The 24,837-nt window shown below is 72.4% G+C and carries 22 protein-coding genes, 1 pseudogene and 1 riboswitch; of the genes and pseudogenes, 7 read left to right on the forward strand and 16 right to left on the reverse strand.

Features of this window, described 5'->3' with window-relative positions; all coding sequences use genetic code 11:
• Window positions 1-278: 278 nt before the first annotated feature.
• From F4562_RS06810 to F4562_RS06820, 3 genes are read left to right on the forward strand one after another with little or no spacing between them, the layout of a single operon-like run.
• On the forward strand, window positions 279-1,322 hold the full coding sequence (locus F4562_RS06810; RefSeq protein WP_375782481.1) for an AAA family ATPase: 1,044 nt from the start codon (window positions 279-281) through the stop codon (window positions 1,320-1,322).
• Window positions 1,319-2,578: a DUF58 domain-containing protein gene (locus tag F4562_RS06815; RefSeq protein ID WP_184543736.1), complete on the forward strand. Its 1,260-nt coding sequence runs from the start codon at window positions 1,319-1,321 to the stop codon at window positions 2,576-2,578. The genes F4562_RS06810 and F4562_RS06815 overlap by 4 nt, the downstream gene beginning before the upstream one ends.
• Window positions 2,575-4,989 carry a transglutaminase TgpA family protein gene (locus tag F4562_RS06820; protein WP_184543734.1) on the forward strand — a complete coding sequence of 805 codons (2,415 nt, stop codon included), beginning with the start codon at window positions 2,575-2,577 and terminating at the stop codon, window positions 4,987-4,989. The genes F4562_RS06815 and F4562_RS06820 overlap by 4 nt, the downstream gene beginning before the upstream one ends.
• 105 nt (window positions 4,990-5,094) lie before the next feature.
• On the opposite strand, the gene F4562_RS06825 is transcribed toward F4562_RS06820, so the two are convergent.
• From F4562_RS06825 to efp, 5 genes are all read right to left on the reverse strand, one after another.
• The gene (locus tag F4562_RS06825; protein WP_184543732.1) at window positions 5,095-5,493 is read right to left on the reverse strand and encodes an SCO2097 family morphological protein; all 399 of its coding nucleotides are present in this window, start codon (window positions 5,491-5,493) and stop codon (window positions 5,095-5,097) included.
• Between the two features lie 147 nt (window positions 5,494-5,640).
• On the reverse strand, window positions 5,641-6,879 hold the full coding sequence (dinB, locus tag F4562_RS06830; protein ID WP_184543729.1) for a DNA polymerase IV: 1,239 nt from the start codon (window positions 6,877-6,879) through the stop codon (window positions 5,641-5,643).
• A gap of 37 nt (window positions 6,880-6,916) precedes the next feature.
• Complete coding sequence (locus F4562_RS06835; RefSeq protein ID WP_184543727.1) at window positions 6,917-7,675, reverse strand: class I SAM-dependent methyltransferase; 759 nt, start codon at window positions 7,673-7,675, stop codon at window positions 6,917-6,919.
• Window positions 7,676-7,859: 184 nt separating this feature from the next.
• Window positions 7,860-8,270 carry a transcription antitermination factor NusB gene (nusB, locus tag F4562_RS06840; RefSeq protein WP_184543726.1) on the reverse strand — a complete coding sequence of 137 codons (411 nt, stop codon included), beginning with the start codon at window positions 8,268-8,270 and terminating at the stop codon, window positions 7,860-7,862.
• Window positions 8,270-8,830 (reverse strand): elongation factor P, encoded by a 561-nt coding sequence (gene efp / locus F4562_RS06845; protein ID WP_184543725.1) that lies wholly within the window; start codon window positions 8,828-8,830, stop codon window positions 8,270-8,272. Before efp ends, nusB begins: the two co-directional genes overlap by 1 nt.
• Window positions 8,831-9,291: 461 nt before the next feature.
• Between efp and F4562_RS06850 the strand changes: the two genes are divergently transcribed.
• Window positions 9,292-11,130, forward strand: a complete 1,839-nt coding sequence (locus F4562_RS06850; RefSeq protein WP_246473375.1) for a glycoside hydrolase family 9 protein — start codon at window positions 9,292-9,294, stop codon at window positions 11,128-11,130.
• Between the two features lie 55 nt (window positions 11,131-11,185).
• On the opposite strand, the gene F4562_RS06855 is transcribed toward F4562_RS06850, so the two are convergent.
• Window positions 11,186-12,226, reverse strand: coding sequence for an LLM class F420-dependent oxidoreductase (locus F4562_RS06855; RefSeq protein WP_184543723.1), 1,041 nt, complete (start codon window positions 12,224-12,226; stop codon window positions 11,186-11,188).
• Window positions 12,227-12,427: 201 nt separating this feature from the next.
• On the opposite strand from F4562_RS06855, the gene F4562_RS06860 reads away from it, so the two are divergent.
• Window positions 12,428-13,282 (forward strand): endonuclease/exonuclease/phosphatase family protein, encoded by an 855-nt coding sequence (locus F4562_RS06860; RefSeq protein WP_184544105.1) that lies wholly within the window; start codon window positions 12,428-12,430, stop codon window positions 13,280-13,282.
• A gap of 107 nt (window positions 13,283-13,389) precedes the next feature.
• Here the strand turns inward: F4562_RS06860 and F4562_RS06865 are convergent, their stop codons facing one another.
• From F4562_RS06865 to F4562_RS06880, 4 genes are read right to left on the reverse strand one after another with little or no spacing between them, the layout of a single operon-like run.
• Window positions 13,390-14,046: a nucleotidyltransferase family protein gene (locus F4562_RS06865; RefSeq protein WP_184543722.1), complete on the reverse strand. Its 657-nt coding sequence runs from the start codon at window positions 14,044-14,046 to the stop codon at window positions 13,390-13,392.
• Window positions 14,043-15,149: an XdhC family protein gene (locus F4562_RS06870; protein ID WP_184543721.1), complete on the reverse strand. Its 1,107-nt coding sequence runs from the start codon at window positions 15,147-15,149 to the stop codon at window positions 14,043-14,045. The genes F4562_RS06865 and F4562_RS06870 overlap by 4 nt, the downstream gene beginning before the upstream one ends.
• On the reverse strand, window positions 15,142-16,380 hold the full coding sequence (locus tag F4562_RS06875; protein ID WP_311734096.1) for a vWA domain-containing protein: 1,239 nt from the start codon (window positions 16,378-16,380) through the stop codon (window positions 15,142-15,144). Before F4562_RS06875 ends, F4562_RS06870 begins: the two co-directional genes overlap by 8 nt.
• Window positions 16,364-17,260, reverse strand: a complete 897-nt coding sequence (locus F4562_RS06880; protein WP_312872083.1) for an AAA family ATPase — start codon at window positions 17,258-17,260, stop codon at window positions 16,364-16,366. The genes F4562_RS06875 and F4562_RS06880 overlap by 17 nt, the downstream gene beginning before the upstream one ends.
• A 209-nt stretch (window positions 17,261-17,469) precedes the next feature.
• Between F4562_RS06880 and F4562_RS06885 the strand changes: the two genes are divergently transcribed.
• Together F4562_RS06885 and F4562_RS06890 are read left to right on the forward strand one after the other, a co-directional pair.
• Complete coding sequence (locus F4562_RS06885) at window positions 17,470-18,807, forward strand: TrkH family potassium uptake protein (protein ID WP_184543717.1); 1,338 nt, start codon at window positions 17,470-17,472, stop codon at window positions 18,805-18,807.
• Window positions 18,800-19,468 (forward strand): potassium channel family protein, encoded by a 669-nt coding sequence (locus F4562_RS06890; protein ID WP_184543715.1) that lies wholly within the window; start codon window positions 18,800-18,802, stop codon window positions 19,466-19,468. Before F4562_RS06885 ends, F4562_RS06890 begins: the two co-directional genes overlap by 8 nt.
• 63 nt (window positions 19,469-19,531) lie before the next feature.
• Here F4562_RS06890 and F4562_RS06895 read toward each other — a convergent pair whose 3' ends face one another.
• The 6 genes and pseudogenes from F4562_RS06895 to F4562_RS06920 form a co-directional block, all read right to left on the reverse strand.
• The gene (locus F4562_RS06895) at window positions 19,532-19,990 is read right to left on the reverse strand and encodes a PH domain-containing protein (RefSeq protein ID WP_184543713.1); all 459 of its coding nucleotides are present in this window, start codon (window positions 19,988-19,990) and stop codon (window positions 19,532-19,534) included.
• Between the two features lie 195 nt (window positions 19,991-20,185).
• A complete protein-coding gene (ribH, locus tag F4562_RS06900; RefSeq protein WP_184543711.1) occupies window positions 20,186-20,656 on the reverse strand; it encodes a 6,7-dimethyl-8-ribityllumazine synthase in 471 nt (156 codons plus the stop codon).
• 31 nt (window positions 20,657-20,687) lie between these two features.
• Window positions 20,688-21,917 (reverse strand): bifunctional 3,4-dihydroxy-2-butanone-4-phosphate synthase/GTP cyclohydrolase II, encoded by a 1,230-nt coding sequence (locus F4562_RS06905; protein ID WP_311734095.1) that lies wholly within the window; start codon window positions 21,915-21,917, stop codon window positions 20,688-20,690.
• Window positions 21,914-22,576, reverse strand: a complete 663-nt coding sequence (locus F4562_RS06910; protein ID WP_184543709.1) for a nicotinamide mononucleotide transporter family protein — start codon at window positions 22,574-22,576, stop codon at window positions 21,914-21,916. The genes F4562_RS06905 and F4562_RS06910 overlap by 4 nt, the downstream gene beginning before the upstream one ends.
• A gap of 152 nt (window positions 22,577-22,728) precedes the next feature.
• Window positions 22,729-23,334, reverse strand: a pseudogene (locus F4562_RS06915) (riboflavin synthase); the annotation flags it as partial.
• Between the two features lie 277 nt (window positions 23,335-23,611).
• Window positions 23,612-23,742: riboswitch (FMN riboswitch) on the reverse strand.
• Between the two features lie 118 nt (window positions 23,743-23,860).
• Entirely contained in the window at window positions 23,861-24,676 is an 816-nt protein-coding gene (locus tag F4562_RS06920; RefSeq protein ID WP_184543705.1) for an oxygenase MpaB family protein, read from the reverse strand.
• Between the last annotated feature and the right edge of the window lie 161 nt (window positions 24,677-24,837).

Raw genomic sequence — 24,837 nt, forward strand, 5'->3', positions numbered from 1 at the left:
CGGCATGTGTCCGCGAAGTGTCGAAAAGGTGTCCGGATAACGGGAAGATCCGGAGATTAACCGTAAGAGGGGTAAGAATGGTGGAAGACGCACCGACTCACGTCTCGTCCCGCCACCCGCCGCGGCACCGGCGCACCGCGCGGACGGGAACGGCGGGAACGGCGGGAACACGACAACCGGTGTACGCGTTGGGGCTGTTCACCCGAAATCATCCCTAATGACCACATAAAGTCGCCGCTGGACGCACAGCGCCGTAGTGTCGGCACACAGAATGAACCATGGGCCGACAAAGCCCCGCAATACGAATCCCCGGCGCGCAACCGCCGCACCCTCATGGAGGCCTGGTGGCAGTAACCCATGACGTCTCACCTCCGCTCGATGATCTTGTGGTCACCGCGCACCGGATCCGCGAGTCGATCGAGTCGGTGATCGAAGGCAAGAGCGACGTCATCCGCCTGACCTTGACCGTACTGCTCGCCGAAGGCCACCTCCTCATCGAAGACGTGCCGGGGGTGGGGAAGACGATGCTCGCCAAGGCGCTGGCACGCTCCATCGACTGCCCGGTGCGCCGCGTGCAGTTCACACCCGACCTGCTGCCCAGCGACATCACCGGAGTAAGCGCTTACAACCAGCAGACCCGGGAGTTCGAGTTCAAGCCCGGTCCGGTGTTCGCCAACATCGTGGTGGGCGACGAGATCAACCGGGCCTCGCCGAAGACCCAGTCGGCCCTGCTGGAGTGCATGGAGGAGCACCAGGTCACCGTCGACGGCGCCACCTACCGGCTCGACAGTCCCTTCATGGTGATCGCGACGCAGAACCCCATCGAGATGGAGGGCACCTATCCCCTCCCCGAGGCCCAGCGCGACCGCTTCACCGCCCGGATCGCCATGGGCTACCCGGCTCCCTCGGCCGAGCTGGAGATGCTCGACGTGCACGGCGCCGCCTCCCCGCTGGACAAGCTGGAGCCGGTGGCCACCACCGCCGAGGTGAAGGCGCTGATCCAGGCGGTGCGCGGCGTCTACGTCTCACAGCCGATCAAGAAGTACGCCATCGACCTGGTCACCGCCACCCGCCAGTCGCCCGAACTGCGGCTGGGCGCCTCCCCGCGCTCGACCCTCCAGCTCGTCAGAGCCGCGCGTGCGCACGCCGCGCTCTCCGACCGCGACTACGTCATCCCCGACGACCTGCAGGACCTGTGCGTCCCCGTGCTGGCGCACCGCCTGCTGCCGAGCCTCGAGGCGCAGGGGCAGCGGCGCCTGCCCGAACAGGTGATCGCCGACCTGGTCCGCCGGGTGCCCGTCCCCGAGGCCCAGGTACGGTGATCTCGGGCCTCAAGGCGCTCACCGCCCGCGGCAGGTCCTTCCTCGCCTCGGGCGTCGCGGCGCTGCTGTGCGCCTTCCTCCTCGGCGAGCACGACCTGCTCAGGATCGCCGTGCTGATCATCTCCCTGCCGCTGCTGGCGGCCATGGTGGTGGCCCGCACGCGCTACCGGCTGAGCTGCGCGCGGCGCCTTGACCCGCCCCGGACCGAGGCGGGCGGCGAAGCCGTCGTGACGCTGCGGCTGGAGAACGTCACCCGGCTGCCGACCGGCCTGCTGATGGTCGAGGACACCGTTCCCTACGCGCTGGGCGCCCGGCCCAGGTTCGTCCTGGACCGGATCGAGGCGCAGGGTGTCCGGGAGATCGACTACCGGGTCCGCTCCGACCTGCGCGGCCGCTTCCCCATCGGCCCGCTCTCCGTCCAGATCAACGACCCCTTCGGCCTGGTCGAGCTGACCAGGTCGTTCACCATCAGCGACAGCCTGGTGGTGACGCCCAGGGTGGTGCCGCTCCCCCAGGTGCGGCTCTCCGGAGACTGGGCCGGCGGCGGCGACAGCCGCGCCAGGAACGTGGCCGCGGCCGGGGACGACGACGTGGCGCCACGCGAGTACCGGCAGGGTGACGACCTGCGCCGGGTGCACTGGCGCTCGACCGCCAGGCGCGGCGAGCTGATGGTGCGGCGCGAGGAGCAGCAGTGGCAGAGCAGGGGGGCGTTGCTGCTCGACACGCGCCGCTCCGCCCACTGGGGTGAGGGCCCGCGCTCGTCGTTCGAGACGGCGGTCTCCGCCGCCGCCTCCATCGGCGTGCAGCTCGCCCACCAGGGCCTGGGCCTGCGCCTGGTCACCGACCAGGGCGCCGAGCACCTCGCCGACGGCGGGGTGAGCTGGTCGCTGCTGGACACCCTGGCCGTGGTGCGGGCCAGCGCCGCGCGGTCGCTGGAGTTCGGCGTCGGCGCGCTGCGTCAGGGCGGCGGCGACGGGCTGGTCGTGGCCGTGCTCGGCGCGATGGACGCCGAGCAGGCCCGGGCACTGGCCAGGGTCAGGCACGGCAACATGACCGGCGTGGCGGTGATGTTGGACGTGGCCGGCTGGGAGCGTCCGGACACCGGTCACCCGGACGAGGGGTTCCAGGCGGCGCGGGCGGTGCTCGCAGGAGCGGGGTGGCGCGTCGTGCGGCTGCCCTCCGGCGTCTCCATCGCGAGCGTGTGGCATGAGGCCGCGCAGAGCGGGCGGTTCGCGGCAGTCAGAGGTGACTCATGAGACTTCCCATCGCGTCGGGCGCGGCGACCGCGGCGGTCGCCGTCTCGCTCTACCCCCTCTTCCAGGGCGACGACTGGTTCTGGACCAGCCTCGGCGCCATCCTGGTCGTGGCCGGGGTCGGCGCGCTGATCGGCCGCCGGACGCTGCCCGCCTGGCTGGCCCCACCGGCCCAGCTGACGGCGCTGCTGGTCTACCTGACGGCGGTGTTCGCCCGCGAGGACGCATGGGCCCGGGTGGTGCCCACCGGGAGGTCGGTCGCCGAACTGGGCGACCTGCTGGCCGCGGGCTTCGCCGACATCCAGCGCTTCGCCGCCCCGGTGCCGGACAGCACCGGCATCGTCCTGCTGACCTGCGGCGGTGTCGGGGTGATCGCGGTGGCGGTCGACCTGCTGGCCGTCCGGCTGCGCCGGGCGGCGCTCACCGGTCTTCCCCTGCTGGCGCTGTTCACCGTCCCGGCCGCGGTGGTGGCCGAGCCGATCGGCTGGCCCGCGTTCATCCTCGCGGCCCTGGGCTACCTGGGGCTGCTGGTCGCCGACGGGCGGGAGCGGGTCAGCCACTGGGGCAGGACGGTGCGAGCGCGCCGGACGACGTCCTTCACCACCGAGTGGTCCTCCGGCAACGGGCTGCCGCGGCTGTCGGGCAAGCGCATCGGCTTCACCGCGGTCGCGCTGGCCGTCCTGCTGCCCGCGCTGCTGCCCACGCTGGAACCCGACCCGCTGTTCGGCTTCGGCGTCGGCAACGGCAAGGGCCGCGGCGGCAACTCCATCAGCGTCCCCAACCCGATGGTCAACCTGCGCGGCCAGCTCTCCCTGCCGGGCAACTCCACCGTCCTGACCTACACCTCCAGCGACAGCCTGCCGCGTTACCTGCGGATGTACTCGCTGGACGTCTTCGACGGCGAGCAGTGGACGATGTCGGAGCCCAGGGGGCGCCCCGAGGACCGCACCTCGGAGGGGCCGCTGCCGTCGCCCCCGGGACAGAGCCCCGACGTCCCCGTCAAACCGGCGACCCTGCGGATCGGGGTGAGCCAGGAGGTGAAGCGGATGAGCTTCCTGCCCCTGCCTTACCCTGCCGCCCGGATCACGGTGGAGGGCGACTGGCGTCCCGACCGCGACACCCTCATGGTCTTCTCCACCCGCGACACCGCCGAGGGACTGACGTACGAGGTGGTCACCGGCGAGCCGGAGGCCGACGCGGACCGGCTCAAGGCGGCGGGCACGGCGCCGGAGGAGATCCGGGAACGCTACCTGGAACTGCCGGCCGACCTGCCGGATGAGATCAGGGGGCTCGCCGCGCGGGTGGCCGACCGCGACGCCACCCCGTACGAACAGGCGATGCAGCTGCAGAAGTTCTTCACCTCGGACGGCGGGTTCACCTACAGCCTGGCCACCCAGGGCCACGACGGCCCTGCGCTGACGGACTTTCTGCTCCGCAGCCGGACGGGCTACTGCGAGCAGTTCGCCGCCTCCATGGCGGTGCTGGCGCGGGTCCTCGGCATCCCGGCCCGGGTCGCCATCGGGTACACCGGCGGCAGCGTCTCCTCCGGCGAGTGGCAGGTGCGCACCCACGACTCGCACGCCTGGCCCGAGCTGTACTTCGAGGGCACCGGGTGGCTCAGGTTCGAACCCACCCCGGCCGGCGGGGCGGGCCAGGGCAGCGCGACCGTGCCGTCGTACACCCGGCCCCGGGTCACCGCGCCGAGCACCCCGGACGAGCCGGCCGCCGCCCCGTCGTCGAGCGCCGACGGCTCGACCGAGCCGAACAGCCCGGCGAACAACCGCCGCGAGCAGTTGCTGGACCAGGACTTCGGCGGCGGGACGGTCCAGGTCGACGAGGGCGTGCCGACGGCCGTGTGGATCGGCCTCGGCGTCGTGGGCGTCCTGCTGGTGGCGCTGGTTCCGGCGTTGCTCCGCTGGGCGCTGCGGACCCGCCGGCTCCGTTCCCTCTCCCCCGGAGGGCGGCCCGGCTCCCGGGATCCGGCCGGTCCCGTCACCGTCAGAAGCGCGCGCCGGAGCCCCGCGGTCGCGGCCGCCTGGGCGGAGCTCGACGACATCCTGTACGACTACGGCATGTCGCGGCAGGCGAGTGAGAGCCCGCGGGCACTGGCCAGGAGGCTGTCCGCCGAGCACTCCCTCACCCCTGAGGCGGCGGCGGCGCTGTCCGGGATCGCCACCGCGGTCGAGCGGATGCTCTTCGCCAGGACGGCCGGGGAGACCGGCTCGCTGCGCGAGGACATGCGGACGGTACGGCGGGCGCTGGCCGCCACGGTCAGCCGGGGCCGGCGGATCCGCGCGGCGCTGCTGCCGCCCTCGACGCTGCTGCGGGCGCGGACGGCGGGCGGGCGGCTTCTGGACGGCTTCGACCGGCTGGGGAACATCCGGCTGCGGTGGCCGGCCGGGAAGAGCACCTGAGCGGAGAGCCGGAGGACACCACCGACGACATGGGCCGCTCCCGCCGGGAGTGGCCCATCGTCCGTCAGAAGGGCACCGGCCGCCGGGGGTGGCCGGTGTCTTCCGCTAGCGCTCGTCGTGGCGGCGGCGCCAGCGCTCCTCCATGCGTTCCATGAAGCTCTGGCGGGGGCCGCCGCGGCGTCCGGGCCGGCCTCGCAGCTGGTCGGACGGCGTGGCCGCGGTCTCACCGAAGCCGTTCATCCGCTTCCAGCTGGACAGGCCCCACAGACACGCGGCGAGCATGACCACGAAACCGCCGACGCCGAGCGGGATGTTGATGATCACAACGCCCACCATCAGCAGGACGATGCCCAGGATGAAGCCGATGGAGGCCTTCACCAGGCGGCGCCGGTAATGGCTGCGTGGATCGCTGATCCTGACGGTGTTGGCCCACTTCGGGTCCTCGGCGTAGAGGGCCTGCTCGATCTGGTCGAGCAAGCGCTGCTCGTGCTCAGAGAGCGGCACGGCGCCTCCCAAGGACAGCCCCAGGACGGGGAAGACGGTGACGGACGACTCGGGGTGTCCGAACCTCGCGGTCGGTTATCCCCAGAATACGAGGCTGTAGACGTAGACGAAAGAAAACGTCCAACGTAGTCCAAACCGGAGGCGGAGTCATGGATCCATTCCATCAAACGGCGGGCGAACTAGCGACGCCGGGAGCACGGCATCCCGGCCGAATCTGCGGGCGGCCCTGTCCATCGCCTGCTCGGCCTCACGCCAGCCGCTCTCGCGTTCTCCGAGGCTGAGCTGACGGCTCGCCCCGTCGGCCGGGTGGAGGTTCTCCACCCGTACGCCGACCAGGCGCAACGGGACGCCCTCCAGGCCGGAGGCGGTGTACAGGTCGCGGGCGACGCCGTACAGGACCTGTGCGACGTCGGTGGGCTCCCGGAGGCTCCGGGAGCGGGAGACCGTGGTGAAGTCGGCGCGGCGGAGCTTGACGCTGACCGTGCGGCCGGCGTGGCCGCCCCGGCGGAGCCGGGCCGCCACCCGCTCCGCCAGGCGGAGCAGTTCCCTGCGGATCTCCACGGGGTCGTCGACGTCTGTGGCGAATGTCTCCTCCGCGCCGATGCTCTTGTCGGGTGCGTGCGGGGTCACGGGACGCTCGTCGCGTCCCCACGCGAGTGCCGACAGGCGGGCGCCCATCGCCTGGCCGAGCTCGCGCTGGAGCGCGGCCACCGGAACGCCGGCGAGGTCTGCGACGGTCTTGACGCCCAGCCGGGTCAGGGAGCGTTCGGTGCGCTCCCCCACACCCCACAGGGCCGCGACGGGCAGCGGGTGGAGGAAGTCGGTCACCCGGTCGGCCGGTACGACGAACAGACCGTCGGGCTTGCAGTGACGCGAAGCAAGCTTTGCCATGAATTTACTGTTCGCCACGCCGACCGAGCAGGTGATGCCGTGCTCACGCACGACCCGTTCCCGTATCATGCGGGCGATCTCGACCGGCCGCCCGAGACGCTTGCGTGCCCCGCCCACGTCGAGGAACGCCTCGTCGGAGGCCACCGGCTCGACGTCGAGGGTGAACGTCCCGAAGAGCGCCATGATGCCCCGGGAGACCTCCGAGTACTTGCCGTGACTGGGCGGGATGATCACCGCCTGGGGGCATATCCGGCGAGCCCGGGTCATCGGCATCGCCGAGTGCACTCCGAACCTCCTGGCCTCGTAGGTCGCGCTGAGCACCACGCCGCGCGCGCCGGGTGCGCCGACGATGACGGGCAGGCCCCGCAACTCGGGGCGCTCGCGCAGCTCGACGCTGGCGAAGAAGGCGTCCATGTCGACATGGAGGATCGGGCAGCCGGTGTCGTCGGATCCCAGATCCGACTCCGGACGCGGAATCTGCTGCTTCCTCGACACGCCGCCATCCTACGGGAACACGCGTTCGACGCCGGGCTCACCGATGGCCGAGCACGTGCAACTGGGTGGCGATGTCGCGGAGCACCGGGTGCGCCGCCGCGGCCTGCTCCAGGGCGACCAGGGCCCGCGCCGCGCCGGGCTCGCCGTCGAGCAGCCGGCTGGGCACCAGGTCGGCGAAGATCCGCACACCGTGGACCTGCCCGGGTGTGAATCCGGCGGCGGCCAGCAGCCCCTCCAGGGCCTCACCGGTGAAGCGCCTGGGCGTGGGGTCGCGGTCGCCCCAGCGGCCCTGCGGGTCGTCCAGGACCTGGCGCGCCTCGTCGAATCGGCCGGCGATCGAACGGTGCAGCGCGGCGGCGAGAGGGTTGGCGGCGAGCACGCTGATCACGCCGTCCCGGCGCAGCAGCCCGGCCATGGCCGTCAGCGCGCCGGTGGGGTCTTCGACGTACTCCAGCACGCTGTGGCAGAGCACCAGGTCGGCGTCGCCGGACGGGAGCAGCTCCCCCAGATCCGCGGCGTCACCCTGCAGAGCGCGCACCCGCACTCCGGCCTCCGCCGCGCGTCGCTCCAGCGCGGCCAGCGAGTCGGGGCTCGCGTCGACGACCGTGACGGTGTGCCCCAGGCCGGCCAGCGGGACGGCGAACCCTCCCGTGCCCCCTCCGGCGTCGACGATGTCGAGCCGGTCGCGGCCGGTCGCGGCCGCCCGCTCGGCCAGCACGGCGCTCAGGACGTCCCAGACGACCGCGGTGCGGACCGCGGAGGTGCCTGCCTGCCGCGAGATGCCTACGGCGTGCAACTTCGGATCGCCTCCCTTTTCACGGTGACGAGCCCAGCCTACGCCGCGCGGCCCGTGGCGCGGTCCAGGCGGGATCCCTGCTCCCGCTTGAGCGGATCTTCTTCCCGGGACGGCGGGAGCGAGCCGGGGGGCGGGAACGTGGCTGCGGGGGGCCGGAGGTGCCCGGCTCCCCGCGGGGAGGGCGTCAGAGCGTCAGGGACGGCTTCAGCTGCTTGAAGCGGGCCATCAGGCCGTTGACGAACTGCGGCGACTCGTCGGTCGACAGCTCCGACGCCAGGCCGACCCACTCGCTGATGACGACGCCCTCGGGGACGTCCGGCATCCACAGCAGCTCGTAGGTGCCGCCGCGCAACAGGTTGCGGTCGACGGCCGGCATGCGGTCGAGGGTCCAGCCCTCGGCGTAGGTGGTGATCAGCTCGTCGATGCGCGACCGGTGCCGGCACACGCCCTCGACGATCGTGGCGGTGTACTCGTTCACCGGCGGCTCGGCCCGCTCCAGGCGCTCGGCGAGGATCCTGAGCGGGTCTTCGCTGCGCGCCTCGGCCTCGAAGAGGATGTCCAGCGCGCGCCTGCGCGCCTTACCCCGTGCCGACATCAGGCGCGGCCGAGGTAATCGCCGGTGCGGGTGTCGACCTTGACCTTCTCGCCGGTGGTGATGAACAGCGGGACCTTGATCTCGGCGCCGGTCTCCAGCGTGGCGGGCTTGGTGCCGCCGGTGGAGCGGTCGCCCTGCAGGCCCGGCTCGGTCTCGGCGATGAGCAGCTCGACGGCCGCGGGCAGGTCGACGTAGAGGACGTTGCCCTCGTTGATCGCGATCGTGGCCAGCATGTTCTCTAGGAGGTAGTTGGCGGCGGCGCCGACCGCGACCCGGGAGACGTGGATCATGTCGTAGGTCTCGGTGTCCATGAAGACGAAGTCGTCGCCGTCCATGTAGGAGAACTGCATCTCCCGCTTGTCGACGTTGGCCACCTCGACCTTCACGCCCGCGTTGAAGGTCTTGTCGACGACCTTGCCCGAGGTGACGTTCTTCAACTTGGTGCGGACGAACGCACCGCCCTTGCCGGGCTTGACGTGCTGGAACTCCACAACGGTCCAGAGCTCACCGCCGTCGAGCTTGAGCACCAGACCGTTCTTGAGGTCGTTCGTCGTCGCCACTAGTCTCTCCTGCGTACGGCCGCTCTTAAAGGACGAGCAGCTCCTTGGTCGTCCGTGTGAGAAGCCCCGGCCCGTCATCACGCCCCACGGGCGTGCCCTCGGTGCGGACGCCGCCCCTGCCCAGCGGGTGCCCCCCGGGCGCGACGGTGACCGGAACTCGATCCTCAAGTCTAGCGTGCCCGCGGTCACGCTCCGGCTGCCGCGGCGGGAGCGGGGGCCCGGGTCCGCGCCTTCCCCCGGAGACCCCGTTCGCCCCCGTCCCCGTACCGCGTCGCCGTGTCCCCGTCGCCGTGTCCCCGCCTCCATGACCGGACCGCCGCCGCGAGGGGCGTGCCGGAGGCGCGAGCGCGGTATTGACCGGACCTGTGAGGGATGACTAGCGTGCCGGAGAGGTTAGGAAGGTTTCCTAACTTATCCCCCCTGGAGCGCCGATGCGACGTGTCCCCGCCGCCCTAGCCCTCTTGACCCTCGTTGTGTCCGCGAGCCCCGCCCTGGCGGAGACCCCGGCCCCGTTGATCCGGGTCGACCAGGTCGGTTTCTCCCCCGGTGAGTCGAAGACGGCCTACCTGATGACCACCGGCCCGGCGGCCGGCACCCCGTTCACCGTGGTCGACCAGTGGGGCAGGAGGGTGCTGCGCGGCCGGGCCGGCGCGGACCTCGGCTCCTGGAACGCCCAGTACGGGCACGTCTACTCGCTTGACGTCAGCGGGCTGCGCACCCCGGGCACCTACCGGATCAAAACGGCCTCCTCCATCTCGCCCGCCTTCCGCGTCGCACCCGCCGCGGGGTTCGCGCTGCCCGCGGCCAAGGTCGTCACCTTCTTCGGCTCCCAGCGCGACGGCGCCGACGTCGTCCCCGGGGAGCTGCGGCGCAAGCCCAGCCACCTCAACGACCGGACCGCCGCGGTCTACGAGTGGCCTGCCTTCAACGGCCCCGACACCGACCAGATCAAGGGGGAGCTCATCCCACTGGGCGGAACCGTCGACGCCGAGGGCGGCTGGTTCGACGCGGGCGACTACCTCAAGTTCACCCACATCCTCGCCTACGTCGACACGCTGCTGTGGGCCGCCGAGCGGGACGGGGGCCGCCTGACCGACCCCCGCCTGCGCGCCGAGGCCGCGCACGGCCTGAAGTGGCTGGACAAGATGTGGGACGAGAAGTCCAAGACCCTCTACATCCAGGTGGGCATCGGCGCGGGCAACGTGGAGGGCACCTTCGCCGGTGACCACGACGTCTGGCGGCTGCCCGAGGCCGACGATCACGACACGCAGGAGGGGCACCGGTTCATCCGCAACCGTCCGGTCTTCCGCGCGGCCCCGCCGGGAGAGCCGATCAGCCCGAATCTCGCGGGCCGCACGGCCGCCGCCTTCGCCCTGGCCGCCCAGGTCGAGCCCGACCGCTCCCGGGCCCGGCGGCTGCTGGAGCAGGCCGCCTCGGTCTACGCGCTGGCGAAGACCGAGAACGTGGACCGGCTGACGACCTCGCTGCCATGGGCCTTCTATCCCGAGAGCGTGTGGCGCGACGACATGGAGCTCGGCGGAGCCGAGCTGGCCCTGGCCGCGCAGCGCCTCGGCGATCCCAGGGCCGGCGAGTGGCTCAGGCAGGCCGCGCACTGGGCCGGCCAGTACCTGGAGCACGACACCGGGTCCGACACGCTGAACCTCTACGACGTCAGTGCCCTCGGCCACGCCGACCTGGTCCGCGCGCTGCGGGCGAGCCGGGCCACCGGACTGGCGGTGGACGAGGCGCGCCTGCTCGGCGACCTGAAGGCGCAGCTGGAGATCGGAGCCCGGCGCGCCGCGGCGGACCCGTTCCGGGCCGGGGCCGTCTACGACGGCTTCGACGCGGTGCCGCACGCCTTCGGGCTGGCCGCCACCTCCCGGCTGTACCGCTCGGTGAGCGGCGACCGCTCCTACGACGCCTTCGGCACCCGGCAGCGCAACTGGGTCTTCGGCGCCAACGCCTGGGGGGTGTCGTTCATGGTCGGCGCGGGTGAGAACTCCGCGCGCTGCCCGCACCACCAGATCGCCAACCTCAACGGCCGGACCGACGGCCGCCGCCCCGCCGCCACCGGCGCGGTCGTGAACGGCCCCAACAACGCGGACCTGTTCAAGGACGGCCTGGGCGGGCACTTCGCGGAGATGAAGCTCTGCCCCGGCGACGGCGTGGACCGCTACGAGCAGTTCACCGGCCGCGGCTCCCGTTACGTCGACGACGTCCGCTCCTGGCAGGCGTCCGAGCCGGCCGACGACTTCGCAGCGATCGCGCTCTACGCGCTCACCCTGATGTCGCGGGACTGACCCGCTTCCCGCCTCCCGCGTCCCGGGCGGGGCGCGGGAGGCGCCTAGCGGCGGGTCAGGAGGCGAGTTCCCTGACCCGCTCGATGAGCCGGATCCGCTCCTGGTGCGTGCGGGCCAGCGGGGTGACGTTGATCGTGGTGACCCCCGACTCCCTCATGGCCTGCAGGCGCTCGCGGACGTGCCCCTCGGAGCCGACCAGCGACATGCCCTGCAGCAGCTCGTGCGGGACGTGCGCGGCGGCCTCGTCCTTCTTGCCGTCGAGGTAGAGGTTCTGGATCAGCTCCGCCTCCTTCTCGTAGCCGTAGCGGCGGGCGAGGTCGTTGTAGAAGTTCTTGCCCCGGGCACCCATCCCGCCGATGTAGAGGGCGGCCATCGGGCGGCCCAGCTCCAGCCAGCCGGACACGTCGTCGCCGATGGCCAGCGTCGCCTGGGCGATCACGTCCAGCTCGCCCAGGGACTCCTCGCGCCTGGCCCGGCCCGCCGCGAGGGACGCCCCCCACACGTCGGCGGCCTTCTCCGGAAGGTAGAAGATCGGCTCCCAGCCCTCGGCCAGCTCGGCGGCGAGCTCGACGTTCTTCGGGCCGATGGCGGCGATCACGATGGGGATGCGGTCGCGGACCGGGTGGTTGACGAGCTTCAGGGGCTTGCCGAGACCGGTGCCCTGGTCCGCCGGGAGCGGGACGGTGTAGTGCCGGCCCTCGTAGGTCAGGCGCTCGCGTCTCCAGACCCGGCGGCAGATCTCCACGACCTCGCGGGTGCGGCCGAGCGGCGCGGTGTACGGCACGCCGTGGAAGCCCTCGATGACCTGAGGTCCCGAGGCGCCCAGGCCCAGGGTGAAACGGCCGTCGGAGACGTAGTCGAGGCCCGCGGCCGTCATCGCGAGCAGCGCGGGGGTGCGGGAGTAGATCGGCAGGATGCCGGAGGCGATCTGCAGCCGCTCGGTCCTCGCCGCGATGTAGCCCAGCTGGCTGACCGCGTCGAAAGTGTACGCCTCGGCGACGAAGACGATGTCGAGACCGGCCTTCTCGTAGTCGGCCAGCTCGGCCACCGTCTCCTTGAAGCCCCCCGAGTAGTTCAGGGCCATACCGATACGCATGGTGGGACCGTCCTTCCGCGCACACCGACGAAACCGAATTTTATTCCACTGTTCTGAGGGCAAAGGGTATCGACTCACCACTGAACCACCAACCCCGCGCCACCGCCGCGGGGCCGGTAGCCTACGGGGCCGGGGCCTGAAACCCCGGCAGGGGCGGACGAGGAGGACGAGCTGAGGCGATCGATCGTCGTCGTGGCGGGAATGGTGGCCCTGACGCTCGGAGGGCATCGGCTCCTCCCCGAACTCGGCGGTTTCACCCCCGTGCTGGAGAGCCTGCTGCCCTGGCTGGGCGTCGCGGTGCCGATCCTGCTGGTCGCCGCCCTGGCGACCCGTTCGTGGCAGGTGATCCTCGCGGTGTTGCTCCCGGCGACCGTGTGGGGCGTCATGTTCGGCCCGGCGCTGCTGCGCACCCCGCCCGGCGGGCCGAGCGACGTGTCGGTGGCCACGCTGAACGTGGGTGCGACCAACGCCGAGTCGGCGGAGGCCGCGCGGATCGTCGCCGCGGGCCGCGACCTCGTCGCGGTCCAGGAGCTGACCCCGGGCGGCCCGGCGGCGGTGGTCCTCAACGAGCGCTTCCCGCACCGTTACCGGATCGCCACGGTCGGGCTGTGGAGCCGGTTCCCGATCGTCGAGTCACGCAAGGTCGACATCGGCCTCGACTGGGCGCGGGCGCTGCGGGCGGTGGTCAGGACCCCCAAGGGGAACCTCACCGTCTACGTCATGCACCTCGCCTCCGCCCGGCCCGGCCAGACCGCGCAGCGGGACGAGACCCTCGCGCACGCGCGCGACATGGTCAACGGGGACGACAGCGAGCGGCTGCTGCTGCTCGGCGACCTCAACACCGCCACCACCGACCGCAAGCGCTCCGACCTGGTGCCGCCGTTGTCGGACGCCCAGCAGGAGGCCGGCAGCGGGTTCGGCTTCACCTGGCCGTCGTCCTTCCCGGTCACCCGGCCCGACCACATCCTCTACCGCGGTCTGACCGCCACCAGCGCCGGTGTGGAGTACGCCCCGGGCAGCGACCACCGGGCCGCCGTCGCCTCGCTGCGCTTCTGACCCCATGCGGATCGCCTCGCCGCGCCAGCGGCCCCGCGCGGCCCGCACCTGGCCCGCCCCTCGGCGGCCGTTCGGGCGGGCGGGTCCGCGAGCGCCGCGCCGGTCGTTCAGGCGGGCGGAGGCCGAGGCGCCCGCGCCGCAGGCGCCTCGGCCGGCGCCCGCAGCGCGGCCAGGTCGGCCGGGGTGTCGATGTCGGCCGGATCGCCGGCGTCGTCGCAGGGCACCGGGACGACCAGCCCGGGGTTCGCCCTCAGGAACGGCCGGGCGCCCGTGTCGCCGGCCGCCAGGCGGGCGACCTCCGCGAAGTGCTCCCTGGCGATCAGCACCGGGTTGCGCCGTCGTCCGCCGTAGGTGGCGACGGCGACCGAGGCGCCCTCCCCCGCCGCCCGGATGAGGCGCCGCACCGCCTCCGGCCCGACGAGCGGCTGGTCCACCAGGGCGATCACCACGTACTCGGCGGCGGCGGGGAGCGCCTCCAGGCCGGCCCGGAGCGAGGACCCCATCCCGGAGGCCCACTCCGGGTTGCGCACGGTCACCGCCCCCGGCACCGGGGCGACGGCCGCACCCAGCACCACGACCACCGGCCGGCAGCCGCCCGCGCGAAGCACCCGGACCCCCCGGTCGACCAGCCGCTCGCCGTGGAAGTCCACCAGCGCCTTGGGGGTGCCGAGCCGGGAGCCGGATCCGGCGGCCAGCAGCAGTCCGGACGTGGCCGGTGCGACGGCCTCCTCCCGGACCGCCCCGGCGTCGTCGCCCGCGGTCACGGAGCCCGCCCCTCCCCGTGGATCCGGCCGGGGACGTCACTGAGCGGCCGTCCCGAACCGCCCCAGCGCAGCTGGATCAGCTCGGCGGCGATGGAGACCGCCGTCTCCTCGGGCGTCCGCGCTCCCAGATCGAGGCCGATCGGGGAGCGCAGCCTCTTCAGCTCGGCCTCCGCCAGCCCCGCCCGCGCGAGCCGGGCCAGCCGGTCCTCGTGGGTGCGGCGTGAGCCCATCGCGCCGACGTAGCCCGCTGGGGTGCGCAGGGCCACCTCGAGCAGGGGGACGTCGAACTTGGGGTCGTGGGTGAGTACGCAGATCACGGTCCGCTCGTCCACCGCGACCGAGGTGAGGTAGTCGTGCGGCCACCTGACGACCACCTCGTCGGCCTCGGGGAAGCGCTTGGCCGTGGCGAACACCGGCCGGGCGTCGCAGACGACCACGTGGTAGCCGAGGAACTTGCCGATCCTGGCCACCGCGGCGGCGAAGTCGATCGCGCCGAAGACCAGCATCCGGGGCGGCGGTGCGAAGGAGTGGACGAAGACCGCCAGCTCGTCGAGGCGCCGCTCACCCCGCGCTCCGTACCTGCGGATCCCGGTGAGCCCCTGGGCGAGCATGCCCCGGACGTCGTCGTCGACGGCCTCGTCCAGCCGGGCCACGCCGAGCGAGCCCGCGGAGCGGTCCGGCCAGACCACCCGGCGGGCGCCCACCACGCCCGGTCCGGACAGCACGGTCGCCACCGCCACCGGCTCGTGCTCCGCCACCGCGGCGGCGACCGCCCCCAGCTGCGGGAAGGTCTTCCTGGAGACCGGCTCGACGAAGACGTCCAGGATGCCTCCGCAGGTCAGCCCGACGGAGAGGGCGTCGTCGTCGCTCACCCCGTACCGTTGCAGGACGGGTGTGCCCGAGGCGACGACCTCGCGGGCCAGCTCGTAGACGGCGCCCTCGACGCAGCCGCCCGAGACGCTTCCCTCGGCCTCCTCGCCGAGCACCGCCATGGACGCCCCGGGCGGGCGGGGAGCGCTGCGGAAGGTGCCGACCACGGTGGCCAGGCCGAAGGTCTCCCCCGCCTCCCACCACCGCATGATCTGCGACAGCACGTCACGCATTACCGCCTCCCAGCAGCCCGGCCAGTTCCTCGAACGCGGCCAGGCTGTGCCCGGCCACGAAGTCGTCGACGTACGGCAGGGCCGCGCGCATGCCGGCGGTGAGCGGCTGGTAGCCCTGCTGCCCCTTGTGCGGGTTCACCCAGATCACCCGGTGGGCCGTGCGCGACAGCCGGGCCATCTGCGCACCCAGCAGCGAGGCGTCGCCCCGTTCCCAGCCGTCGGAGGCGATCACCACGATCGCGCCGCCCGCGTCGCCGCGCGCCAGGAACCGTCTGAGCTCCTCGCCCAGCCGGGTGCCGCCGCTCCAGTCGGGGATGGCCCGGAAGACGGCGCTCATCGCGGTGGACGGGTCGCGGTGGCGCAGCTCGGCGGTGATCCGGGTGAGCCGGGTGCCGGCGCTGAACACCTCGGTGGCGCGGGGCTCGGAGCGCACCAGCGCGTGGGCGAGGCGGAGCAGCGTGTCCGCGTAGGGGCTCATGGAGCCGCTGACGTCGACGAGCAGGACCACCCGGCGCGGCCTGGTGCGGTGCGCGCGGTAGCGGAGCCCGGCGGTCTCCCCGCCCCTGCGCAGGGTCTCGCGGATCGTCGCCCGGCCGTCCAGCCGCCCCCGGCGCGCGGCCCGGAACCGCCGCGACCTGCGCTGCCGCCGTCCCACGCGCATCAGGGCGAGCAGCCGGTGCGCCTCGGCCAGCTCCGGCGCGGTCATCGCGGCCACGTCCCGGGTGCGCAGCACCTCCACCGCGCTCGCGGTCGCCGCGAGCGCCGGGGCCTCGTCGCCGCCGCCCGGGGCACCGGACAGGACGGTGGTGTGCCGGGTGACGGTGATCGCCGGGGGCGTCGTCCGGCCGGCGCGCAGGCCGCCGAAGTAGGCGCGGAAGACCCGGTCGTAGCGGGGCAGGTCGTCGGCCGAGGCGCACAGGGTGAACCTCCCGGCCCAGTAGACGTCGCCGGGACGGGAGGCGTCGAGGTGGGCGAGAGCGCGCAGCATGCTCTGGGTCCGCTCGTGGTCGGCGGGGACCCCGGCGGCGCGCAGGGTCCTGGCGAACCCGGTCATGACGGCGACCAGGTCCCCCGGCCCGGCACCGGAAGGCACCCGGTCCGGGGCCCGCGCGCGCCGGGACGCCTCGCCGGGGGCCCGTTCCCGGCGGGACTCCCCGCCCGGGGCCCGTCCCGTGCGGGACGCCTCGTCCGGCACTCCCCCGTCCGGGGGGCCGTCAGCCGCGGCGGCCACCGAAGAACCCGTTCCCGGCGACCGTCTCGTGGTCCTCGCGGTGCTTGAGCAGGGCACCGAGCGTGGCGGCGGCGACGTCGGGGTTGAGCTCACGCGCGCCGAGGGCCAGCAGCGCCTCGGTCCAGTCGAGGGTCTCCGCGACTCCGGGCGGTTTGATCAGGTCGGCCTCGCGCAACCGCCCGGCCGCCCCGGCCACCTGCTCGGCCAGGATCCGGGAGCACTCGGGGAGGCGCCGGCGCAGGATCGCCACCTCCCGCTCGAAGGAGGGATGCTCCAGCCAGTGGTAGAGGCACCGCCTCTTCAGCGCGTCGTGCACCTCACGGGTGCGGTTGGAGGTCAGCACGACCACCGGCGGCCGGGCGGCCCGGATCGTGCCGAGCTCGGGGACGGAGACCGCGAAGTCCGAGAGCACCTCCAGCAGGATCGCCTCGAACTCCACGTCGGCCCGGTCGACCTCGTCGATGAGCAGCACGGCGGGCTGTGTCTCGATGGCCTTCAGCAGGGGCCTGGCGATCAGGAACCTGCGGTCGTAGACCTCGCCCTCCAACCGGGCGGCGTCGGTGATCCCGGCCGCCTCGGCGGCCTTCAGGTGCAGGAGCTGGCGGGCGAAGTCCCAGTCGTAGAGCGCCTGGGACGCGTCAAGACCCTCGTAGCACTGCAACCGGATCAGCGGGGCCTCCAGCACCGCGGCCAGGGTCCTGGCCAGCTCGGTCTTGCCGACGCCCGCCTCGCCCTCCAGCAGCAACGGGCGGCCCATCCGCAGCGCGAGGAAGGCCACGGTGGCCAGTCCCTCGTCGGCCAGGTACGAATGCTCGCCGAGCAGCTCCGCCAGCCGCGCGGGCGACTCCACATCGGATGCGTCGATTGTCCGCCTCACCACCATCTCAGGCTACGCCCGGCGGGCACCCGCCCGCCTGACCGCGGCATGACGACCGCGGATCCGCCGGAGCCGATGCGACCTGCCGGCCGTGGATCTGGCGGATCCGACGCGACCCGGCGACCGTACCGGGGCACCCGGCCGAACGCCGCGTACGGGAACCACCTGGACGATACGGGAGACGGGGGCCGGCACGCGTATTCTCACCCCCTGTGAAGAACCTCCTGGGGCAGATCAACACGCCGTCGCGAGTGGTGGTGTTCGCGTTCATGGCGGTGGTCCTCATCGGGACGGGGCTGCTGTCGCTCCCGATCGCGATCGAGGGCGAACGGGCCTCGTTGACGTCCGCCCTGTTCACCGCGACGTCGGCGGTGTGCGTGACGGGACTCGCGGTGCACGACACCGCGAGTCACTGGTCGGTCTTCGGCGAGCTGGTGATCCTGGTGCTGATGCAGGTCGGCGGGTTCGGGATCATGACGCTGTCCTCGATCCTCGCGCTGATCGTCTCAGGGAAGCTGGGGCTGCGCGCCCGGCTCAACACGCAGGCCGAGACGAAGACCCTGGGGCCGGGCGACGTGCGCCAGGTGATCACCGGCGTCGCCAAGGTCGCGCTGGTGGCCGAGACGCTGACCGCGGCGGTGCTCACCGTCCGCTTCGTCACCGGGTACGGCGAGCCGGTCGGCCGTGCCCTCTACTACGGGGTCTTCCACGCCGTCTCGGCTTTCACCAACGCCGGGTTCGCGCTCTGGCCGGACGGCCTGATGCGGTTCGTCACCGACCCGTGGATCTGCCTGCCTCTCGCGCTGGCGGTGGTCGCCGGAGGGCTGGGCTTCCCCGTCTACGCCGTGCTCCGGGAGAACTGGCGCCGTCCGAAGCGCTGGAGCCTGCACACGAAGATCACGTTGGGGATGACCGCCATCCTGCTGGCCGGCGGGACCCTGGCCATCACCGGCATCGAGTGGAACAATCCAGGTACCCTGGGGCCGCTCTCCCCCGGGCTGCGGATCATGGCCGGGTTCTTCCACACCACGATGACCCGCAGCGGCGGCCTGAACTCGGTCGACATCTCCCAGATGAATGAGAACTCCTGGCTGGTCAGCGACATGCTGATGTTCATCGGCGCGGGCAGCGCGAGCACCGGGGGCGGCATCAAGGTGACGACGTTCGCGCTCCTCGGTTTCGTGATCATGGCCGAGCTGCGCGGTGAGCCGGACGTCTCGGCGGGCCGCCGCCGCATCCCCGAGCACCTCCAGCGCCAGGCGCTCACCATCGCCCTGCTGAGTGTGGCCTTCATCGCGCTGGGCACCTTCGTCATGATGATGGTGACCCCGTTCAAGCTCGACCGCGTGCTGTTCGAGGTGATCTCGGCCTTCGCCACGGTCGGGCTGTCGACCGGGATCACCGCGGACGTCGGCACGGCCGGGCACCTGGTTCTGACCGCGCTGATGTTCGTCGGTAGGCTCGGCCCGGTGACCCTGGGCGCCGCGCTCGCGCTGCACGCGCAGACCCGTAGATTCCGCTATCCGGAGGAGCGTCCCCTCGTTGGCTGACAACAAGTACCGTGCCGACGCGGTCGCGGTGATCGGTCTGGGCCGCTTCGGCGGAGCGCTGGCGATCGAGCTGGTCGGACGCGACATCGAGGTGCTCGGCGTCGACAGCGACTCCCGGATCGTGCAGCAGTTCTCCGGGCAGCTCACCCATGTGGTGTGCGCCGACTCCACCGACCCGGAGGCCCTGACCCAGCTCGGTGTCGCGGAGTTCGGCCGGGCCGTGGTCGGGATCGGCAACGACATCGAGGCGAGCATCCTGACCACCTCGGTCCTGGCCGACCTGGAGGTGCCCGACATCTGGGCCAAGTCGATCAGCCTGCAGCACAGCCGCATCCTGCAGCGGGTCGGCGCCCACCACGTGGTGCAGCCCGAGCACGACATGGGCGAGCGGGTGGCGCACCTGGTCACCGGCCGGATGCTCGACTACCTGGAGGTCGACGAGGGCTACGCCCTGATCAAGACCAAGGCGCCGGGCTGGGCCGACGGCAAGACCCTGGGTGCGCTGGGCATCCGCAAGGAGTACGGGGTCACCGTGGTCGGGATCAAGAAGCCCGGCAGCCGGTTCACCTACGCCACCTCCGAGACGCTGATCCGCAGCGGCGACACCCTGCTCGTGGCGGGTGAGACCGACCAGGCCGAGCGCTTCGCCGAGGAGACCTGAGAAGCCGGGGAGGCTGAGAAGCCAGGGAGGCTGAGAAACCGGGGGCCCGGGGACCGGGCCGGGTCAGCGGGTCTCGTCGGCCTCGCCGCGCTCCCGGATGAGCGCGCGCAGCTCGTGGACCTGGCGCACGGTGCGGCCCTTCTCCGAGCCCTGCAGGCCCACGGCGCCGATCGTGGCGCCGTCGGAGAAGTCGATCTTCGCCCAGGGCTCGCCTTCGACCAGGGTGACGTCGATGACCTCGGGCCACTCGTAGCGGTGCACACGCAGCGGGTTGACCACCGTGACACCCCGCTCGTCCGCCTCCACCCGGCAGCGTCCGAGCAGGTGCAGCACCCAGGCGATCAGACCGCCGAGCGCGACCATCGCCACCCGGTCGGACAGCTTGAACGGCGGCGGCAGGAAGACCGCCATCAGCAGCGCGCCGAGCACGATCACCCCCGCGAAGCCGTACGCGACGGCCCGCCCGTTCCTCGGCCGCCAGACGACGGGCAGCGGGGGCGGAGAGACGCTCTCTGGGCTCACTTGGTGATCACGATCCTTCGGGAAGCCACGGTCACGGCGGCTGCGGACCGGACAGGGTGCCGATGGCAACCTACCGCACGTCCCCGCCGGTCCCGGTACGCACCGGGTGCGGCGGGGAACCCCTCCGCGGTCACGGTGCGCACCGGCGCACACCGGCGCACACCGGCACGGCCTCGGGCACGCGTCGGCACGGTCTCAGGCGCGCAGTTCCCGCAGCAGGAGCGCCGTCTCCAGGGCCGCCACCGTGGCCTCGTACCCCTTGTCCTCGTCGCTGCCGGGCAGGCCCGACCGGTCGAGGGCCTGGTCGAGGGAGTCACAGGTGAGCACCCCGTTGCCGACCGGGACCTCCTCGTCGAGGGAGATCCTGGTCAGGCCGGAGGTGACCGAGTCGCACACGTAGTCGAAGTGCGCGGTCTCCCCCCGGATCACCGCGCCGAGCGCGACGACCGCGTCGCAGCGCCTGGCGAGGGCCTGCGCCACGACCGGGATCTCCAGGGATCCGGCCACCCGGACCACGGTCGCGGTGGCGCCGCTGTCGCCTGCGGCCCGCAGGGCCCGTGCCAGGAGCTGGTCGGTGATCTTCTCGTGCCAGCGCGCGGCGACGATGCCGACGGTCAGACCCCGCGCCTCGACAGCCGTCGCGTCCGGTCGTCCGGTACCGCTCATATGATCAGCTCACTCCGTTCACTCGTGTCGCTCACGCGCTCTGCTCCGGGATGTCGTGGCCGAGCCGCTCGCGCTTGGCCGACAGGTACTTCTCGTTGTGCGGGTTCACCGAGACGGGCATGGGCTCACGGCCGAGCACCTTGACGCCGTAGCCGTCCATGCCGCGCATCTTGGCGGGGTTGTTGGTCAGCAGCCGGACGGACTTCACCCCGAGGTCGGCGAGGATCTGGCCGGCGTTGGAGAACTCCCGGGCGTCGATCGGCAGCCCCAGCTCCAGGTTGGCGTCGACGGTGTCGCTGCCGCGGTCCTGCAGGCTGTAGGCCCGCAGCTTGGCCAGCAACCCGATCCCGCGTCCCTCGTGGCCGCGCAGGTAGACGACCACGCCGCGGCCCTCGGCCGCGATGCGCTCCATCGCGTACTCCAGCTGCACCCCGCAGTCGCACCGCAGCGACCCGAGCACGTCCCCGGTCAGGCACTCGGAGTGCGCCCGCACCATGATGTTCTCCCCGTCCTCGATGTCGCCGAGGACGAGCGCCAGGTGCTCACCGCCGTCCAGGGCACTGGCGTAGCCGTACGCCCGCCACATGCCGTGCCGGTTCGGCAGGCGGGTCTCGGCGACGCGGGTCACCATGCGCTCGGTGCGGCGCCGGTACTCCACGAGCTGCTCGATCGAGACGAGCGCCAGGTCGTGCTCGTCGCAGAACCGGCGCAGCTCGGGCAGGCGCATCATGGTCCCGTCGTCGTTGACGACCTCGGCGAGCACGGCGGCCGGGCTCAGCCCGGCCATCACGGCCAGGTCCACGGACGCCTCGGTGTGGCCGCGCCTGACCAGCACGCCGCCCTCCCGGTAGCGCAGCGGGAACACGTGGCCGGGCCGCACGAGGTCGGACGGCTCGGTCGCCGGGTCGCTCAGGGCACGGATCGTCCTGGACCGGTCCGCCGCCGAGATGCCGGTCGTCACCCCGTCGCGGGCGTCCACGCTGATCGTGTACGCGGTGCGCAGACGCTCCTTGTTGTCGTGGACCATCAGCGGCAGTCCGAGCCGGTCGAGGTCGTCGCCGCGCATGGGCACGCAGACCACGCCGCTGGTGTGCCGGATGGTGAAGGCCAGCAGCTCCGGCGTGGCCTTGGCCGCGGCGAAGATGATGTCGCCCTCGTTCTCCCGGTTCTCGTCGTCGACGACCACGATGGCCCTGCCGTCGCGGATGTCGGCGACGGCCCGCTCGATCGGGTCCAGTTTGATCGGGTCAGGCGTGGTCACACGGCCTCCTTGGGGGTGAGCACGGTCGTCGACCGGTACTCCTTGAGCCAGTTGAAGAATCCGATCAGGACGAGCACGAAGAAGACCCCGTAGACGGCTCCCGAGACGACCAGCCCGGAGCTGAACGCCAGTGGGACGCCCACCAGGTCGACCGCGACCCAGATCAGCCAGAAGTCGACCAGCGCGCGGCCCTGAGCCCAGGTGGCGACGGCGCTGCCGACGAAGATGTAGGCGTCGGCGGCGACCAGGAGGTAGCCCTCCGGCGCCGGGACGCTCGCCCCCCAGGACAGGCCGGTGACGTAGAACAGCACGCCGACCAGCGCGGTTCCGGCCACCATGACGCCGGTGAGCGCGAGCCGCTCCGGGCCCGTCGCGGGACGCACGGCCAGGTCCTGCCCGTCACGGGTGCCGCGCGACCAGCGCCACCAGCCGTAGACGGCCAGCCCGGCGAACATGGCCTGCTTGAGCGCGTTGCCGGTGATCTGCGCGCTGATCGAGGCGACGAACAGCAGGATCGCCCCGGTGAACTGCACGGGCCAGGTCCAGATCGACTTGCGGATCGCCAGCAGCACGGTGGACAGCGCGGCCAGGTTGCCGACCAGGTCGGTCCACAGGACCCGGGTCCCGAGGACCTCGAATCCCGCCTCGGCCCAGTTCACGACCTGTCCTGCCGGCCGGTGAGCGCCCGCGCGTCCGCCTCGCCCGGCAGACCCGCCCCGCCGGAGGCGTCCACCTTGCTGGAGCCGCCCACCTCGCCGGAGGCGTCCGACGCGGCGGAGAGGTCGGCGTGGACGGAGACGCTCACCCGGGTGGAGGCTCCCGCCGGGGCGTACGCGCCGACGAGCTTCTCCACGTGCTTGGCGATCACGTCGACCTCCAGGTTGACCGGGTCGCCGGGGCGCTTGGCGCCCAGGGTGGTCAGGCCCAGGGTGGTCGGGATCAGGCTGACGGTGAAGCCTCCGTCGCCGACCTCGACCACGGTGAGGCTGACGCCGTCCACCGCGATCGAGCCCTTCTCGACCACGTAGCGGTCGAGCTCGGACGGCAGTGAGATCCGGACGAGTTCCCAGTGCTCCCCGGGGTCGCGCGCCAGCACGACGCCGGTGGCGTCGACGTGTCCCTGCACGATGTGGCCGCCCAGACGCTGGTCGGCGCGGACCGCCCGCTCCAGGTTGACCGGGGAGCCCGGACGCAGCGCGCCGAGGCAGCTGCGGTCGAGCGTCTCCTTCATCACGTCGGCGGTGAACACCTCGCCGGTCACGCCGACCACCGTCAGGCAGACGCCGTTGACGGCGATGGAGTCGCCGTGCCCGGCGTCGGCGGTGACCTTCCCGCCGCGGATCGACAGCCGCGCCGCCTCCGGCAGCGGCTCGATCGCGGCGATCTCGCCCAGTTCCTCAACGATTCCGGTGAACATGCACAGCTCCTTCGGGGGTTCTGAACGGGAGCACGGCGCAGGGACGGGAGACACCGGAAACGCCGGGACGGGGAACGTCACGTCCGGCGGGACGGCGGGGAAGGCGGGGGGCGGCGCGGTGTCCGTGGGACGCGTGCCCGGCGACGCGGCGCGTCGGCGCCCGATCAGTCACCCGAGGTCTCCTTCTCGCGAGTAGCTCTGTGCCACCGCGGGCCCCGGGGGGATCGGACAGGTGCGTACACCCGATAAGCGGAGGGTGCCCGAAGGCACTCTCCGCTCGCGCGCTTCCTCCCATCCGGACTTTAACCGTCGGTCCTGGAATTTCACCAGGTCAACCGGCCGATGGATTCGGCCGGGTCGCGGACTGTCACCGCCGGTTCGGACTTTCACCGACCCCGGAGCACGCTGCTCTGTTTCCGGGCGGGTCGCCGAAGCCGGCTCCTCGCCCGTACATCAGTGTGCCATGTCCGGCAAACCACACGACACCCCCCTCCGCCATGTGGACCAAGCGGTCGCTTGATACGGGCTAGGCGGCGTGCCCTTCGGCCACCCGCCGTGCCCTGCGGGCCTCGGGGGCGTAACGGACCTGGGCGGGGATCAGGCCGATGCCGGTCTGCAGCGTCCTGAGCGTCACGGTCGCCCACAGGTCGCCCAGCGGCGTGGCCGGAAGGCCGTACAGCTTGCGGGCCCAGCGCGGCATGGTGGCGAAGGCGAGCAGCGTGACCATGGGGAACATCGGCTTGAGCGGCGTCAGCCGGACCGGGAGCGGCGCGTTGAGCGACTGGCGCAGGGGGTGCGGCACCTCGGGGGCGAAGTAGAGGCGGGGGCGGCACGCCCGGATGTAGTCGTCCATCTCCCCGACCGAGCCGGGGACGTCCTGCGAGCGGAGACCGACGACCTCGGCCGCGCGCCGCCACTCGGCCACGAACCTGTCGGCGTCGGCGTCGGTCAGGACCACGCCCGCCCGCCGGGCGACCGACAGGTAGGAGTCGACCTCGCCGACGTGCACCCACAGCAGCGCGTCGGGGTCGTCGAGCCGGAAACGCTCACCGGTGTCCGGGTCGAGGGCGGTGAGGCTCGCGTGGATCCTCCGGACCCTGGCGCCCGCGCGGGCGACCTCCTCGGTGGTGCCGTAGGTGCGCACGCGCACGAACTCGGTGGTGCGCACGAAGCGGGACCACGCCTCGGCCGGGTCCATGAGCGCCGAGTTCTGCGCGACCCCGCGCATGGCCCGGGGATGCAGGCCCTGCATCAGCAGTGCGCGGAAGCCTCCGACGAGCAGGATGGGCTCCCCCATGACCCGCCACGTCACCGAACCGGGGCCGAAGAGACCGTGATCCATGCGCTCATCCCTCCCGTGAGCACACGATTACCCTACAAGCCGGGTTTGATGCATTCGTCGCAAGCTTGTGACACAAGCAGGACGAGACCCTGACAAGGGTGTCACCGTCGCGTCATGGAAGTGTCACAAATCCGTGAAAATCCATCCATGACCTAATCCAT

The organism is Streptosporangium becharense (assembly GCF_014204985.1).
Lineage (GTDB): Bacteria > Actinomycetota > Actinomycetes > Streptosporangiales > Streptosporangiaceae > Streptosporangium > Streptosporangium becharense.